The 16,205-nt window shown below is 65.8% G+C and carries 14 protein-coding genes; 3 read left to right on the forward strand and 11 right to left on the reverse strand.

The annotated features are described in order from the left end of the window. Nucleotides 1–663 precede the first annotated feature (663 nt). The 3 genes from HDG34_RS38065 to HDG34_RS38075 all read left to right on the forward strand — a co-directional run bounded on the left by HDG34_RS38065 (nucleotide 664) and on the right by HDG34_RS38075 (nucleotide 2,849). Complete coding sequence (locus HDG34_RS38065; protein WP_184069011.1) at nucleotides 664–981, forward strand: hypothetical protein; 318 nt, start codon at nucleotides 664–666, stop codon at nucleotides 979–981. Between the two features lie 124 nt (nucleotides 982–1,105). Continuing rightward, nucleotides 1,106–1,948, forward strand: coding sequence for a PadR family transcriptional regulator (locus HDG34_RS38070; protein ID WP_184069014.1), 843 nt, complete (start codon nucleotides 1,106–1,108; stop codon nucleotides 1,946–1,948). 64 nt (nucleotides 1,949–2,012) lie between these two features. Beyond that, on the forward strand, nucleotides 2,013–2,849 hold the full coding sequence (locus tag HDG34_RS38075) for a siderophore-interacting protein (RefSeq protein WP_184069017.1): 837 nt from the start codon (nucleotides 2,013–2,015) through the stop codon (nucleotides 2,847–2,849). 149 nt (nucleotides 2,850–2,998) lie between these two features. Here the strand turns inward: HDG34_RS38075 and HDG34_RS38080 are convergent, their stop codons facing one another. The 11 genes from HDG34_RS38080 to HDG34_RS38130 all read right to left on the reverse strand — a co-directional run. After that, a complete protein-coding gene (locus HDG34_RS38080) occupies nucleotides 2,999–3,277 on the reverse strand; it encodes a hypothetical protein (RefSeq protein ID WP_184069020.1) in 279 nt (92 codons plus the stop codon). Between the two features lie 59 nt (nucleotides 3,278–3,336). Next, nucleotides 3,337–3,696, reverse strand: coding sequence for a DUF6277 family protein (locus tag HDG34_RS38085; protein WP_184069022.1), 360 nt, complete (start codon nucleotides 3,694–3,696; stop codon nucleotides 3,337–3,339). A 59-nt stretch (nucleotides 3,697–3,755) separates the two neighbouring features. Next, the gene (tssM, locus tag HDG34_RS38090; RefSeq protein WP_184069025.1) at nucleotides 3,756–7,250 is read right to left on the reverse strand and encodes a type VI secretion system membrane subunit TssM; all 3,495 of its coding nucleotides are present in this window, start codon (nucleotides 7,248–7,250) and stop codon (nucleotides 3,756–3,758) included. Continuing rightward, nucleotides 7,247–8,830: a type IVB secretion system protein IcmH/DotU gene (gene icmH / locus HDG34_RS38095; protein WP_184069028.1), complete on the reverse strand. Its 1,584-nt coding sequence runs from the start codon at nucleotides 8,828–8,830 to the stop codon at nucleotides 7,247–7,249. Before icmH ends, tssM begins: the two co-directional genes overlap by 4 nt. A gap of 25 nt (nucleotides 8,831–8,855) precedes the next feature. After that, on the reverse strand, nucleotides 8,856–10,217 hold the full coding sequence (gene tssK, locus HDG34_RS38100; protein ID WP_184069031.1) for a type VI secretion system baseplate subunit TssK: 1,362 nt from the start codon (nucleotides 10,215–10,217) through the stop codon (nucleotides 8,856–8,858). Continuing rightward, the gene (locus tag HDG34_RS38105) at nucleotides 10,214–10,777 is read right to left on the reverse strand and encodes a type VI secretion lipoprotein TssJ (RefSeq protein WP_184069034.1); all 564 of its coding nucleotides are present in this window, start codon (nucleotides 10,775–10,777) and stop codon (nucleotides 10,214–10,216) included. Before HDG34_RS38105 ends, tssK begins: the two co-directional genes overlap by 4 nt. 13 nt (nucleotides 10,778–10,790) lie before the next feature. Next, entirely contained in the window at nucleotides 10,791–11,180 is a 390-nt protein-coding gene (locus HDG34_RS38110) for a DUF4150 domain-containing protein (protein WP_184069037.1), read from the reverse strand. A 35-nt stretch (nucleotides 11,181–11,215) separates the two neighbouring features. Further along, nucleotides 11,216–11,851, reverse strand: coding sequence for a DUF3540 domain-containing protein (locus HDG34_RS38115; RefSeq protein WP_184069040.1), 636 nt, complete (start codon nucleotides 11,849–11,851; stop codon nucleotides 11,216–11,218). Next, complete coding sequence (locus HDG34_RS38120) at nucleotides 11,841–12,917, reverse strand: pentapeptide repeat-containing protein (RefSeq protein WP_184069046.1); 1,077 nt, start codon at nucleotides 12,915–12,917, stop codon at nucleotides 11,841–11,843. Before HDG34_RS38120 ends, HDG34_RS38115 begins: the two co-directional genes overlap by 11 nt. Continuing rightward, a complete protein-coding gene (locus HDG34_RS38125; RefSeq protein ID WP_184069043.1) occupies nucleotides 12,914–15,133 on the reverse strand; it encodes a pentapeptide repeat-containing protein in 2,220 nt (739 codons plus the stop codon). Before HDG34_RS38125 ends, HDG34_RS38120 begins: the two co-directional genes overlap by 4 nt. A 13-nt stretch (nucleotides 15,134–15,146) precedes the next feature. Beyond that, nucleotides 15,147–16,205: bacteriophage T4 gp5 trimerisation domain-containing protein (locus HDG34_RS38130; protein ID WP_409259772.1), on the reverse strand; the 1,059-nt coding region annotated here is incomplete at its 5' end.

Genomic DNA, 16,205 nt, shown 5'->3' on the forward strand with positions numbered 1-16,205 from the left:
AGACGCTCGGCTGGGACTCCCCCGAGGAAGCAATGGCTAAAGAGTTAGAGAAGGCTGGATTAGCTAAACGTTGCACTTGACTCTTGAGACTGCCCGTTCCTGTGTTCGAATTTGACGTATCCGCCCTGCATATATTTCTGGATCGCGCCAAGGCTTTTGGGGCAACAGTCGCTCTCGACGGGCTAAACAATGAAGCCATGAAGAGCATTGTGTTCGTTAGCCCTGATGGCCATGAGTTCGAACTTTGCGCATGTCACGACTAATCGGTTGTTCTACCCCGAAAATCTAGGCCCGCGTTGCCCGTCGCGAGTGTCCGTTCCTAAGGGCGTCAACGGGCTGTTGTGGGTCGTAAGTACGCGTTGGGGATGGCGAGACGCGTCGCTCACGACCGCTGAGGGTGTGAACGGCCGGAGAGTGTCGTGAAGCCGACCGACCACAGCCAATAGCTGACCGTCGGCAATGGCCGACATTGCGCCACTCGAAACTGCCCGCGAATGTCGCCCGATTCCGGCGATGGGCTAGTCACGAGCCTGGCCCGCACCTCCTTCCCGCCTTAAGAAGGCCACCGGCATGAAAGCGCATCGAAACATTCGTGGAGCGCCGCCTCCGGCGGGACGAATGCGCACCCTCATGTAGTCAGCCATACCATCTCCGAGCGCCAGCATGCATTCCGTGGCGGAGCTGGTGTGGAATGAGAATCTGGCGCTGCCGCGGATCAATGTCGACGAGGCCGACCAGTGGATGTTGCGCGTCTTCGGCAAGGGCGACAATCTCCGCATGAGCAAGAGTCCGAAAGTCATGAGTCGAAGACGTCTGCTTGATCCGAGGCACGGGATCACTTCAATCCATCCCTATTTAAGCGACCGAAAAAACGCCATTGCTTCCGCCCTACTTTCAGGCGTTCAAACCCTGCTAACCCCGGCAGAAAATGCTGCATTGCAATGCGCTTTTTGGACTTGCTGCAGACTTTGTTGTCTCTGAAAGCGGGGTTTTCGTATGCCGCAGACTTTGTTGTGCGCCGATAAGATCGCAAAAAGAGTTTGACAGACAATCTTAAGATATATATCTTAAGATGCATCTTACGACACTCATAGGAGAGTCCCAGATGCGTCATCCTCATCATTTTTCCGGTCCGCGCGGCGCGCGCGACCGTTTTCATGCCGGTTTCCGCCTTCCGTCGCCGCAGGCGAGCGAAGTCGCCGACCTGGGCGCCTCCGAAGCATGCGCTTCCTCCGGCGCCCGCCACCACTACCTGCTGCACGTTTTGCGTCACGCCTTTGGCCGCCATCACGAATGGCGCTTCGGCGGCCGTGGCTCGCGCTTCGGCGGTGGTTTCGGCGGTCCGGGCAGATACGGTGGCGGCGGCCCCGGCGGCTTCGGCGGCGACGGCGATGGTTTCCCGCGTGGCCGCAAATTCAGCTCCGACGATCTGCAACTGCTGCTGCTATCGCTGATCGAAGCGCAGCCGAGTCACGGCTACGAGTTGATCAAGGCGCTCGAAACGCGCTCGAACGGCTTCTACAGCCCGAGCCCCGGCATGGTCTATCCAGCGCTGACCTATCTCGAAGAACTCGGCTACGTCACCGTGCAGCTCGAAGGCAACCGCAAGCGCTATGAGCTGGCGGATGCGGGCCGCGAATATCTGGCCGCGAACCGCGAGCGCGTCGAGCTGATGCTCGCGCGACTCTCGCATATCGCACGCAAGATGGATTCGGTGCGCCGCGCGTTTGCCGGCGAGGAGCCGGCCGACGTCAGCGAAGGCGGCTGGGTGCCCGAGCTGAATGAAGCGCGCCGCACGCTGAAGAACGCGCTGCTGCGCCGCGACAACGCGCCGGCCGACGAACAGCGCCGCATCGCAGCGATCCTGATGCGCGCGGCCAAAGAAATCGAAGGCGGCAACCGTGGCGACATCGCAAAGCCCGGCAACGACAGCGAGCCGACCGCCTGACAACGCGCGCCCGTCCACGAGGCGACCCGCGCGTCCTCCCGAACCGAACTGGAGCATCGCCCACATGCAAGAGCAACCCACTCGCCCTGATCTCGCCGTGCATCGCGTACGGCATCCGTTGAAGTTTCGTCTGCTGCAGGTCAAGCAGGTGCGCGCGCTGACGCCGCACCTGATTCGCGTGACCTTCACCGGCGCCGATCTGGACGACTTCGTCTCAGCCTCGTTCGACGATCACATCAAGGTCTTCTTCCCCGACCCCGGCGCCGACAAACCTACGCTGCCGCAAGCCGGCCCCGACGGCCCGGTGTTCCCGGAAGGCAAGCGGCCGACCGCGCGCGATTTCACGCCGCGCCGTTTCGATCGCGACGCCCGCGAGCTCGACATCGAGTTCGCGATGCACGACGCGGGCCCCGCGGCGACGTGGGCCGCGCAGGCGCAGGCGGGCCAGTATCTGGGCGTCGGCGGCCCGCGCGGTTCGCTGGTGATTCCGACCGGCTTCGACTGGCATCTGCTGATCGGCGACGACACCGCGCTGCCCGCGATCGCGCGCCGTCTCGAAGAGTTGCCGGCCGGCACGCGCGTCACCGCGGTGATCGAGGTCGCCGATCCGTCGGCGCGCATCGAGTTCACGACGCAGGCCGAGGTGCATCTGGTCTGGTGCTATCGCAGCGAAGCCAACACGCAAAACGGCACGCGCGGCGAAGCGCTGTTGCACGCGGTGCGCGATACCTGGCTGCCGGTGAACGGTGAAGGCTATGTGTGGGCCGCCGGCGAAGCGGCGACGATCCGCGCGGTGCGTCAACATCTGTGCGGCGAGCGCGGCGTCGACAAAACGCGGATTCGCGCGGCCAGCTACTGGAAACAGGGCGCGGTCGCGGTCCACGAAACGATCGACGACTGAGCTTCTGCTCGCGTGGCGTGCGGCATTAGCGGCGTACGAACGACACAACCAAAGGAAATCAACCGAGGTGCTCGACCACTCCACCGAGCCCCCGTGCAAGCGGCTTGCGCGGCCCCCCGCGCCACGCAAGCCTTGCGCGCGTGAGCGCGCTACCTGCGCGCTTCGCCCAGCGTCGCGTCGCCCGCCTGCGCTGTCGCGGACGTGATGGACGTTGACGACGGCGAGCGCACCGACTCGATGGCCTTGTGTGCATGTGTCGACGTCGTCTGCACCGCGTCGTCGGTCGCCGAGCGCACGCCTTGGGAAAGCTGCGTTGTCGCCGCCTGCGTGACCTGTTCCTTCGCCGACTGGAACAACTGGCTCAACTGCGCGTGACTGCTCACCGAGATCAACCCCACCACGATCCCGGCCAGAATTCGTTTCGTCATCGAAATGTCTCCATCTTCAAAAAGTTCGAGCGGGCGCGCCGACGCGCTACCAAAGCGCATCATTGCCCGGTCCCGAAAGGGGCGAAGAACGAGTCGGCCATCTCTTCCGGAAAACCGACGGAAGTGGTCGGACGCAGATCGCGCATATCGACGTTGAAGTCATACGTCTTCTGACGCTGCTGCTTGTCCTGGTGCATCATCACCTGCTTGTCGACTGAGGCCTTGATTGTCGACATGTGCTCGAGCATCTTCGCGCCGATCTGCTGCACGCCTCCGATCACGTTGCTGGCATTGCTCGATGAAGCCGTCGACATATCCGGGACCGAGTCAAGGAACGGCTGCGCCATCGAGCTGCTGGCGTCCTGTCCGTACTGATGTGCATTGCTGCATGCGGCGAGAATTTCCTTCGGATCGATCATTTCGTTTTCCCTTCAGATTGATGCGCGCTGTGGCGCGTGACTACCGATGCGCGAACGCATCAGGATGGACACCTGAACGACTGCAGGATGCCCGACCATAGAGGCGACGGCAGCGTCAACGCCTGCCATTCGATACGGACCGTGCCGAGGCTCGTGTGGTACAGCCGCTCGCGCCGGTCCGCCGTGCCCGCGCCGCCGGCCGCCTGGCCCGCGTCGAAGAAACGGAACAGCGCCCACGGCCCGTCGAACTGCAGCGTCGTCATCCGGCCATCGACGGCCTTCACCTGCAGCCGGATCGCAAGCGGTGTGTTCTGGCCGCTCCAGTCGATCCGGTGCGGCGACGTCACACCGTGCGCAAAGCGCAGCGTCTGCCCAGCAACGCTCAACTGCGCGTCGGACAGTTGGGAGTCCATGTCGATGAAGCGCAGCACGGTGGAGATGCGCAGGTGCCCCGACTCGTCCAGCGCCGCGCCGCGGATGCGCTCGGCGCTCTCGTATGAATCGAGAACCGGCTGACTGACCATGCCGGTCGGGCCGCCGTTGGAACGCAATGCCTGCCAGGGTTTCGTCGACGTATCGACATAGGCGGCAAGATGATCGCGGAAGTAAGTCGCCATCAGTCCTTGCGCGCCGAACAGCCGTTCGAAATCCTCGACACCAGCATCCCCCTGCGCACCGCGACGGAACGGATAGCGGCTCGTGAAGCCCTGATCGCAGACTGTCTTCGTCGCGCCTGCCGCGCCGCGACTGAGGAGCGCGCCCGTTTCGCGCGTCGACATCGTCGTGCCGCTGCTCACGAGGTCGAGCATGATCCCGCGCACGGGTTCCGGCTGACGCGCGGCCGTCTCCTTCAACTGCGCGAACGCATCGTACTGCGCGGGCAGCACCTGCCCCGCCAGCAGCGCGCCGTTGACGAGCCCGAGCTGCCGGTAGACCGGCTCGAACAGTCGCGACAGCGGATTGCTTGCGACGGTGCCGTTGCGATTCAACTCCGCGGCGAGCTGGCGAACCGCCTGGAAGTGCTCCTCGACGACGTGCTCGGGCAGCAGCACAGTCCGGTAGTGCTGACCGTTCAGTTCGCCGACGACCTGGCGGCGCCCCTGCTCGAAGCGATATTTCTGACGGTCGACCCAGCTATCGATGTTGCCCTCGTCACCGGCACCCGTCAGCGTCGTCTCGCGCCCCGCGAAGCGCAGCAGACTCGCAAGCGGCGATTGCGCCTCCATCATCGCGGCGGCCAGCTGCGACGCATCGTCGAGACCTGTCACGCCGCGCACCGTCACGTCATTCAGGAAGTTCTGCCACGCGGCGATGTAGTCCTGCAGGAACTGATCGCGCGCGGAATCGGCGAGCTTCTGCACGAGCCCGTCGATCTCGAAGCTGTTGCCCGCGAGCGTCTCGTCGCGCAGCACCCAACTGTCCTCTTCGAGCATCGCGCGCGCGCTCTTGAGCAATCGCGGCATGAACACGTCGGTATAGCCGGCCCGCGTGAACCAGCCGGACACCGCGGTGTCGGTGGCCGACATGTTGCTGCGCATGCGCAGACTCATCGCCGCTTCGAAGCCGGCGGCGCGCGACAGCGAAATGTCGTTGACCTGCGCCGGCAACCCCTGCGAGCGGATGTGCTGCAACACGCGCGTGACGAGCGGAATCTGCGCGGCCTTCGCGCGCGCCGAGCGCACGAGATTCCCGTCTTCCGGCGTCGCCGGAAGATCCGGCAGCGAGATCAGCGTGCGTACGTGCTCGAGCAGCGCGCGCCGCTCGTCGTCCGGATACTGGCCGCCCGATAACGCGTCCCAGCGGCCATCGAGCCAGCGAACGACCTCGTCGGCCGAGCGGCGAGACGGACGGCAAAGCATCAGGTAGACCTTCAGCGTCTGGTAGATGTCGCCCGCGCCACTGTCGAGCTGCGACACCAGCGTGCGCCGCACCTCGTTGTACAACTCGGGCATCAGCATCTTGCGCAGATGCCGGTAATAGGTCGCGCGTGCCACCTCGGCAACGAGCCCATGCTCGAAGTAAGGCGTCGTCACGCCCTGCGCGGCGCCTTCGGCCTGCAGTTGCGCATAGCGCATCTGGCTTGCGATCTCGATGAGCGATGAGCCGCCGTCCGCGCCGTACGACACCTGCGCCTGTGCAAGCCGCTTCGCCTCGGCAAATTGCGCCCCCACTCCGTCGAGGTAATCGCGCTCGGCTACATAGCCCCAGCCGAACCACGCGAGCAAACCCAGCGCGACGAGCGGCACGGCGCCCCAGCGCAGCGCGGCGCCGAGGCGGCCACGCCACGTCCGCGAGCCGCTCGGGCGGGCCGCGTCGCGTTCCAGTCCCAGCTGGCGGATGAGCGGCGTCCACAGCTCGTTCAGCCGCGCCGCCGGCGGCTGCGACGCGCCAAACTCCGCCGCGGCCGGCTGCGGCGCGGCGAACTCGGCCATCGAGCCCAGCCAGACGCCGCGCAGCCGCGCGGCCTCCTGCGCGTCGCCCGGCGCGAGTGCGACGTGCAGCCACGCGACGAGCGCCTTGTGCAGGCGGCTTAGCGTCTCGACGAAGCGCAGTTGCGCGTGATTCGTCGACACGTCGGCCGCGGCGGGCGCCGAGTACAGCACCTGCTGCTGCACCCGCTGCTGCAAGCCGAGCAGCGCCTGTTGCCAGACCGAGTCGGCGCGCGACGCATCGGCTTGCGCATCGTCGTCGGGGAGCGCGAAGCCCATGCCGTTCGCCCATTTCGACGCATCGAGCAGCGACAGCATCGACACCGCCCCGTCGAGCCGGTCGACCCCGTTCAGCGCGACGTACACCGGCGCCTGCTGGCCGAATGCGTCGCGCACGTCTTCGAGCCGCGCGCGCACCGCGTCGGCGAGCTCCTTGCGCGTGTCGATCGGCGCGTCGACCATCCCGGCGCTGTCGACGCACAGCACGACGCCGCTCACGGGCGCGTCCTTGCGCAATCGTCGGATCCCGCGCAGCAGCTTGCGCCACGCGCCCAGCTCGGCCTCGCCGGCGTCGGGGCGCAGGCTCCAGCGACCGCCGATATCAATCCACACGGCGTCGTGCGTGACCCGGCAGTTGAAGTCGTCGCCGCGCGCATACGTCGCGTCCGCGCCCGGTACCCCGTCGTAGCGTGCGCCGGACGAACCGGCCGCCTTCGCAACGAGGCTGGTCTTGCCGCTGCCTTGCGCGCCGAGCACGAGATACAACGGCAGCCTCGTGCGATATGCACGCGTGAGCGCGCCGCTCCAGCGCTGCCAGCGGCTCCCCGGCTCCTTGCGCCAGCGCGCCTTCAGTTGCCGGTCGAGTTCGCGCAGGTATCCGTCGACGAAGTCGAGCTGCCTGGCCTGCGGCGCGACCCTGATCTGCCGCGGACTCATCGCGAGCCGCGCCCATAGGCGCGCCAGAGTCGGCCAACAGCCCCACGACAGCACGAGCCCGACCAGCACCTCGCGCACCCACACGGAGCCGAGCGGATGATAGATGCCGAACGCGAAAAGCGGCCCGACCCACCAGATCAGAAGCGCGACGAGGATCGCCACGGAGACTCTCAAGCTCGTGCGGATCATGGCTGACGGCCCTCGGTCGTTGCATACGGCGATTGCGGTTCAGGCGCGATGACGACACCTTCCGGCATCGCCGGGCGCGCCGCCGCGTCGGCGGGCGACACCGGCCGCCGCAGCTCGACGCCGCTCTCGCGCCGCGCGCCGCCGTCGGGAATCACCTTCCACAGCACGTCGACGCGGCGGTTGCGCTCGTATGCGGCGGGTGTGCGCGCGGGGTCGATCGGCTGACTGTCGCCGCGTCCCGAGTATTGGATGTTCCGCTGCACCGCGTTCTGGGGCGCGTGCGAGCCGCCCGGCAACGCCGTCTTGCGCAGCTCGTCGGCGACCGTGCGCGCCCGCGCCTCCGAGAGCGCCTGGTTGTCCGGAAACTCGCCCGTGTGGATCGGCTGCGGGTCGGTATGACCGATCACTTCGAGATCGCCCGGCCACGGCGCGAATGCGAGTCCGAGCCGCTCGATGTTGTTGATGAAGTCCGGCCGCACGCCGGCCTTGCCGGCGTCGAACGCGCCATCGCTCCTGAATACGAGCAGCCACCCCTGCGGATGCTTGTACGCGGTGAGCCACCCTTCTGTCAGCAGCTGCGGCAACGGCGGCGGCAGCGTCTCGGCGAGATTGATCGTCCGCGTCGGCGGCATCCACGCGGCGAGCGCGTGGCGGATCGGCCGCCCCTGCGAATCCAGCCCGACGCTGATCGCGCCGTAGGCAAGCGCGAGCGCACCGAGCGAGACGGCCGCCGCGCGCGTCGGGTTCCACCACGAGCGCCGCCGCTTCGGCGGCTCGAACAGTTCCGTGCCGAGCGGGCCCGGCTGTGCGTGATGCCAGACCAGCGCGTGCAGTTGCGAGCGCAGATCCTGCAGCAGCAGGTCGCCGCGATCGAGCACGCGGTAGCGTCCGCGCCAGCCGAAAGACAGGATCAGTTCGTAAAACGACAGCAGCGCGACAGGGGGTTCGGCGGCCTTCATCCAGCGCGACAGATCGGCGAACGCGTCCTCGCCACCCCATGCGTCGTCGTGAAATTCGACGAGAAGACTGCGTTCGCCGTCATACACGGTCTGCGACTGCTCGCGCGCCAGATCATTGACGGTCTCGTCGAGAAAGGTGCACAGCAGATAGGACGCGTCGCGCGTCTGCTCCCATTCGCAGCCGGAGCCCGCGAGCCGCTCGCGATAGAGCCGCACTTCGAGCCCGAACTGCGTACGAATCGCGCTCTGGCTGAGCGGCGCCGTCGCGCGATACCGCTGCAGTTGCAGCATCGCGGGCAGCGCATGCGACACGAACGGGTTGCTCCAGGTCGCCTGCTGCTGCCCCGCTTTGCTGATCGCCGTCTGCTCGCCGCGCGCTCCATGGACCAGCACCGGCGCGGAGCCCTGGCGGGTGTCCGCTTTGGCGGTGCCGCCAGCCACCGGCAACTGCAACACGGCCGAGTGGCAAGGCGCTTCATCGACACGCGGCAACGCATCCGCGGAGCTCGATGCCAGCGTCGCAAGGCGCGTCGCAAGCAGCGGGTTCGCGCTCGCGGGATCGAGCTGGTCGGCCGAGGGAACGCGGCGTAACGCGGTGGATAGATTTCTCAGCAGGCTCATGGCGGATTGCGTCTCGGGTCGTGGTTCAGGCCACCTTGTCATCTCTGAGCCCCCACGCTTCGAAGCGCAGTTCGGGAAAGTCGCCGACGATGCGCAACGCCATCGCCGAGCCGGCGAGGGTCTGCGTCCAGAACGGATCGGTCGACTCCACTTCGAAGTACGTGCTCTGGGCGTAGTACGGAATCTGGCGCGGCGGATTGGCCAGCGCGATCAGGCGCGCGCCCGGCAGTTGCAGATCGACAAGCTTCTGGATCTGCTCGACGGCGCCCAGCTTGGCCTGCTGCGGCAGCAACTGGCGTAGTTTGTCTGCTGGCATCGCGGCCGAAAACACGAACACCAGTTTCTTCAGGTTCCACTGCCTGTCGACGATGCAAACGTGTACCTGGTCGCCCCGGTCCTCGAAACGCAGCGGCACCACCGGCGTCTCGATCACGCGCGCGAGCGCCTCTCGCAGCAGCGCCGCGAGCGGTTCGAAACTCGTTTGCAGATCGTTATGGCGGTAGCCGAGCTCGCGCTCAGCGAGCCCGTCGTCGACGCCCGGCAGCACGCTCAGGCGTCCGAGCAGACCGACGAGTTCGTGGTACAGCATGGCGGGCGGCAGTGGATCGAACGCGTCGAGGTTCGCGAGGCGCATCCTGTATTCGGCGATCGCCTGCCTCAACAGCAGTTCGGTCAGATCCGCGAGCCCGCCGCCCGTCGACAGCATGCGCTGCGCGGACGTGCTCGCGAGCCGCACCCGCAACGCGCTCTGCAGTTCGTCGATCAGCGAGCGCAGCACGAGGTGCGCGCGCGTATCGAGCAGCGGCGGGATGAAGCGCGGATCGAGTGACACCGTGCCGCTCACGTTGCGGCCGGCGACGCGAGCAATCGGCAGTGAGACTTCGTCCGAGCGCAACTGCGACTTCCAGCACAGCCGCGTGGCGAGTTGGCCCGTCTCGATCGTCAGGCGCCGCGGCGTACCCGGCGCGTCGAGTCCGACCGCGAGATCCGGCACCTCGCTCGACACCGCGCGATAGCGCGACGCCGACGCAACGTCGCCGAACGCCATCTCCGGGGCGCCCGTACGTGCGGCCTGAAGCGCGAGAAACGCAATGTCGCCCGCCTGCGCGAACCCGGTTTCGAGCGGAGGCGGCAGCGGATCGTCCGATGGCAGCGAAAACGCGGTGCCGTCCTGAAACACGCCACGCGCGCGACGCAGCGCGAGCCGGCCGAGCCCGAGACCGTCGTGATCGAGATCGAGTAACGTGAATCCCCAACCGTGGTTCGACGTCTGGTCAAGGCGCAGCGCGGCCTGATGCGCCAGGTGCCGCTCCAGTTGCTGAAAGTGCTGCGTCTCGATCAGCATGCCGTCGCTCCATGCGACCGGCCCTACCGGCAGACTGCTCATGGCCTGCTTCTCCTTGTCCCTTCGGTGGTTTTCGTCTTGCGCGCGCTCTGCGATTCGTCAGCGCGCGTGGCCGGCACGGCGCCCGGCAACGACGCGTTGTAGATTCCGTCGCGGTCGAGCCAGACGGCCTGATGAATCAGTCCCCGGCCCTCGATCCGAATGCGCAACGGCGCGTAGTTCGGCGGGCGCCGCGCATAGTCCGCGTCGGTCACGAGCCAGAGCTCGCCCGAACGCGGCAGATCGAGCGAGAACTGCAGCACCTGGTCCGGCGCGATCACGTGACGCGATTCGGCGACGACCGTGCTGTCCTGACCGCGCGACGCGCACGAAGAGTCGTCGCCGCCAGGCGCCGGTAGCCAGTCGGCCGCGCTCACGACGTAGATGCAAGCCTGGATCGGACGCGGCTCGCCGCTCGCGGAGACGTTCAGACGGCTGCCGCCGACCAGCGTCACGTGCAACTGACGCGGCTGCTGCGGCTCCGACGAGGAAAACACCGAACATCCGGCGAGAATCGTCAGCGTCGCCGTCACCGCAAACGCTTTGAAAAAGCTTCTGCTCATGTGGCGCCCGGCATCAACTGAGGGTCATCGTGATGGTCTGCGACGGAACCGCCGAGAAGCCGGACGTGTTCTGACTGTTCGGCAAGTTCATGTCCGTGAGGCGCGTCTCGGGCGCGCCCTGGATCATCACCTTGCTCGAACCTTTTACGTGCCGCGACTGCCCGCCGACCGTGCCCGACGCGACACCGCCCATCGATCCCGCCTCGTCGGCGTGCGTGATCGGGATGATCGTATTCATGTTGTGGACCGGGCCGCCCGCGCAGATGATGGTCGGAATGTTGGGCACCGCCTCGCACTTGTTCGCGATGTTCGAATAGGACATCGGTATCGCGACAGGCGGCGTCTTGCAGACGTCGTTGCCCGGCGCAATTGCCATTCCGCCGGCAGAGCAATTCGAAAACATGGAAACTCCTGGAGAAACTGCAAAGCAAACAGCCGTTAGCCCATGTGGATCTGGCCGGCGTCGATCTTCATGAGCGCCGACGCCGTGACGAAGGCACTTTTCGCATGCATCGCCAGATGCCGCTCGTTGTGCACGATGGTGCTGCCCGCGTGAGTCGTATCCGTTCCGCTCACCCGTGTCTGGCGCTCGGCGGCGGCCTGCGTGACGAGCTGCGCGCGGCTCGTGAGCCGGGCCGCCTCGAACGACAAGCCGTCGGACACTTCGACGCGCATCTCGCGCGCGCGCAGCGACACCTGCGCGTCGCCGAAATCGAGCGCAAGCTCACTGCCCGCATCGCGTCGTTCGAGCACCGCGAGCACCCAGCAGCGCTCGCCGTCGACGCAAATCTGGACGAGGTCGCCCGGTTGCGGCACGACGATGCAGCTCACCGCCGGCTTCGCGCACAACTGAATACCCGGACGAATCGTCACGAGCCAGGTGCCTTGCGCCGTCCCCGCGTCATCGACACGGGCGAGCTGCGTCGATACCGTCGTCGCGTTCATGCGGTCCGTGGCGCACGGCCGGAAACTGCCGTTCATGATTCTCGTGAGCGCATCGCGCGATCCGGCCGCATCGGATGCGTCCAATGGCGCGCCGTGTCCGGCGGTCGGCTCCAGCACACTAGTCGTCATACTTTCTTGCTCCCGGTTGGTGACGACGCCGCCAGAGCTGTTCGTCAGCGCCGATGGCTTCATCGAAATTCGCGTTGCGCGTGTCGGCCGCACGCCATGCGACGCGTGGCTGACCCAGCAGATTGCCGTCGCGGCAATCCGCGCCATGCAAGCCGACTTCCTCGAGTGACGCGCCACGCGCGTCGATCTGCCGCAACTGCGCGCCCGCGAAGTTGACGCGCGTGAGCCACGCGTCACGCAACGCGATACGCGGCGCGTGCAACTCCGGAAATTCGCTGTCGGTGATATGGGCGTTGTCGAAAATGGCCTGTGAGAAATCGCTCTGCGTTACCGTCAAACCATCGAGGGCCGAGCAATCGAAGCTCGCCAGCGCAAGCTGGCAGGCGCGGATCTCGCCCGAGCGCCAGGTGCTGTGCGACCACGCCGCCTGCCTGAGGTCGCAACGATCGATCGCCAGGTCCTCGATGCGCGAACCGATCCAGCGCACGTTGATGCCGTGGCACCCGCTCAACGACGTACGCACGGCCGTGCTTTGCCCGACGATGAAATTCTCCAGCCGCGCGTTCTCGATCCGCAGACCGGCCAACTGGCTGTCGATCCACGCCGTATCGCTCCAGTGACCGCCAAGCAGAGCGAGCCCGTCGAGGCGGCTCGTCACGAGCGAAAAATGCGCGCCACGCATGCCGTCGAATGTCCAGTTCATACCCGTCGAATGCGTAACGATCGAATCCCTGAGCAAGCTGCCGGTCCATGCACCGTCTTCGATTTCGCATTCGGAATACGACACGCGCTCCAGCGCGCAATGCGTCGATGCACCCGAGCGAATCCTGCACGCGTCATGTGCCACCGCCAGCAGGTCGCAATGGTCGAAGCGGTTCGCATCGAATGTGCAATTCACGAAACGCAGATTCGACAGACGGCATCCGGTCCATTCGACGTGGTCGAAATGGCAGTCCGTGAAAACCATCCCATCGAACCCGACGTCGCGCTGCGGCGACGTATAACGCTGCCCCTCGATGATTTTCGGCAACGCAGGCGCTGACGCCGTCATGTCGTGCGTATTCATCCCGCCCTCCCCGGTACATCGACCAGCCCCGTCGTCAGGTTGTGCCGCCACGCGCCGGGGTCCGGCGGCTCGCTCCACGACAGGCGGGCACGCGCGAGATTGCAGTCGTGCATCTGGCTCTCCCGCAGGTTCGCGCCGTACAGCATCGCCTCCGTCAGCGAACAGCGGACAAACGACGCCTGCGCCAATTGCGCGTGCATCATGTTGGCGCCGTCCAGCTCCGATTCGCTCCAGTGCGATTGCGATGCACGCAGATGCTGCGCATTGAGCTGAATGAACGAGCAATGGTCGACCCGTATCCGGTCCGCGTGGAGCTCCAACAGGCTCGATGATCTGAACGCGCAGTCCACCAGCCGCGCTTCGCTCATCGAGGTGCCGAGCGACAGCACGGCAAACGTCATGACATTGCGCTGCCAGTTGCTCCGCGATAGATCGGAGCTCAACACGCTCAGCTTGCCGAGCGTGCACCGCGACACCGCGAGGCCGGCCATGTCGCACTCGACGATGGCGAAACCGTCGGCGCGCACGCGCACCCAGGTCCAATCGGGCGCGCTAACGTCCGACCAGGATATCGAATCCCATTTGACGTTCTCGATCACGCCACGTGCGCCGCTGCATCCCTGCAGCGATGTCATCGACCATGCTCCGCCCGATGCCTTCAGATCATCGAGCGTGCATTCGTCGATCGAGATCTGCTCGAAGACGGCATTCGTCCATTCGCTGCCCGCGAGGCTACAGCACCGCAGATGGCCGCCTTTCCATCGCCCGTCGTTCATCTTCACGCCGGCAAACGAGCAGTCGGTCGCATGCACGCGAGTGAAATCGCAACCCGACCATTCGCTTCGATCGAACCTGCAGCGTTCGAACCGTACGTCCTCCAGCTTCCATCCGTCGAAGCGCATCGACGACAGGTCCGCATCGCGAATCGTCACGTCCGCGAGTTCACGGGTCTGTGCATCGCTCAGCCGATCCCGCCAGTTTGCGTCGCCATGCGGCGCCTCGGGCAACGTCACATCGCGGCTCTCCGCGCTGAACGCATCGAGACGCTGCCGCGCGTCGCGTAGTTCGAGCAACTGCTTGCGGTGTTCGTCCACGCGCTCGCGCAGCTCATCGTAGTCACGCGACGCAGGCGCAAAACGTGGATGATCGTCCCCGCCAAGAATCATTTCCCATGTCCAGCCATTCGCGATCGACGGCATGAGTTCGTGGTCCGCGTATTGCAGCGGGTCCGCGCAGTTCAGGTCGGTGCGCCGGGCAGCGAATTCCATCACGGCGTCGACGTCGACTGACTCGCTGCTGTCCCTGAACGCCGTTACGAGCATCGAGGGGCTGTCGTCGAGCAGAAAATCGAGCGCGCTCATACCGTTCCACCACAGCACGCCGATGCCGCGATCGGGCAGGAACCAGACAGTCTGTTGCCGGAGCGCCAGCCGCTCGATATCCGGCCGGCCCGTGTGCGTGACGAGCGCGATCGGCGCGAGACGCGGCAGCTCGCCCGCATACCCTTCGCCCCGTGGGCCAAACGCGGCCAGCTCGAAACGCGCGCCTGATGCCCACGCTTCGCCGCGCGCCCACTGATCGGGCGCGGCCTGCTGAAAAAACCGCCGATCGACGCTCGCGGGCCACCCCATGTGGGTGCCGTCATCCGCCATCGCACCGGCAGTGCCTGCCCGCGGCGGCATCCATTGGACGCGCTCGGGCCAATCGGTGCCAATCGCGCCCATCGCTGCCAGCGGCGCGGGACCCGCGCCGAACGTACGCACTTGTTGTAGCGGCGGCGTGCCGGACGTCACGCCAAGCGGGTTTTCCCGCGCGCCACCCGCGGCCGCGTATCGGTGGTCGATCGCGAGACGCGCAAAGCCTTCCTCCGGTTGCGTGTCGTCAAGTTGCGTCGCGCATGACACGATCTTGCGCACGCCGTCAAGCTCGACCCACGCGGTCCAGTCGACATGGCGCGCGCGCGTGCCGCGAGCGACAGGATGCGACGCATGGCCGGCAAGCAGCCATTCGGCGCGCTGCTTTGGCAGCGCCGCCTCGAACAGCGGCATCGACGGCGCGGCAGCCTTCAAGGCCTCCCAGACGGCCGCTTCATGCACGAGGATCGAAGGCTGATCGAGTCTGAAGCCCACCCCGATACTGACCGCGAGCATCGGCTGCGCGCCAATCTGCGTATTGATCGTGCTCACGAGGGCCGATTGTGGTTTGACGTGTCGCATGCTCAGTCGCGCCTCACTTCGAAGCCTTACCTTCACCGATGAATTTGAAGCGCATCGCGGTCTTGCTCCATTCGAACAGCTTGATGTCGAACTTCACGGCCTTATAAGAAAAACTGGCTCCGTCCAGAGACACGCTGTTGCCGGTCGCCGACACATCCAGGCCGGTGTTGCTTATCGACACGCCTTTAACTGAGCTGCTTTGGCCGGTGACGCTTATCGAACTGCCGGTCATGGAGTTCGACACGCCGGTCACGCTCGTCTTGCTGCCGGTATTCGAAATAGCAGCACCGGTGATGCTTGTCTTCGTGCCGGTCACCGACGTGCTCGCGCCCGTCATGCTGTTCGACGTGCCGGTGTACGACAGCGATACGCCCGTGAGTTTCTGGGACTGACCGGTCACCGATGTTCTGACGCCGGTCAACGATGACGAGATGCCCGTCAGGCTGTTCGATACGCCGATGACGGCAGTCTTGGCACCGGTGATCGAGGTGCTGACGCCGGTGAACGACGTCGACACGCCGGTCAAGCTGGTGCTCACGCCGGTGAGCGAGGTCCTGACGCCGGTGAACGACTTGCTGACGCCGGTAAAGGACGCCGAGACGCCGGTGAAGCTGGTATTCGTGCCGGTGAACGACGTGCTCGAGCCGGTAAACTTCGCGGCCACGCCGGTGAAGCCGACCGACAGGCCCTTGTACGACACGGAGATGCGGGTATAGCTGACCAATATATTGTGGACCGAGGTCGTCGTGCCCTTCACGGATGTATTGCTGTCCTGGCCCACCGCCGTCGAACTGTTGCGCTCGACCGTCTGCTGCATGTCGCGCTCCGCGTGCAGCATCAGGCGCTCCGCGCCGCGCTGGTCGTCGAAGGTCAGTTGGCTCGCGTTCTGCACCGCGCCGGGCGTCTTCAGCGAGCGCGACACGATCCCCGTATAGCGGGTGTCCTTCGGCAGGTCGTAGGGCGTCGGGTTCTCGCCGTTGTAGACGATCCCCGTCACCAGCGGCCGGTCCAGATCTCCGTCCACGTAGGTCACCAGCACTTCCTGACCCACCCGCGGCATCGCCAGCACGCC

The organism is Paraburkholderia sp. HC6.4b (genome assembly GCF_014200875.1).
GTDB lineage: Bacteria > Pseudomonadota > Gammaproteobacteria > Burkholderiales > Burkholderiaceae > Paraburkholderia > Paraburkholderia tuberum.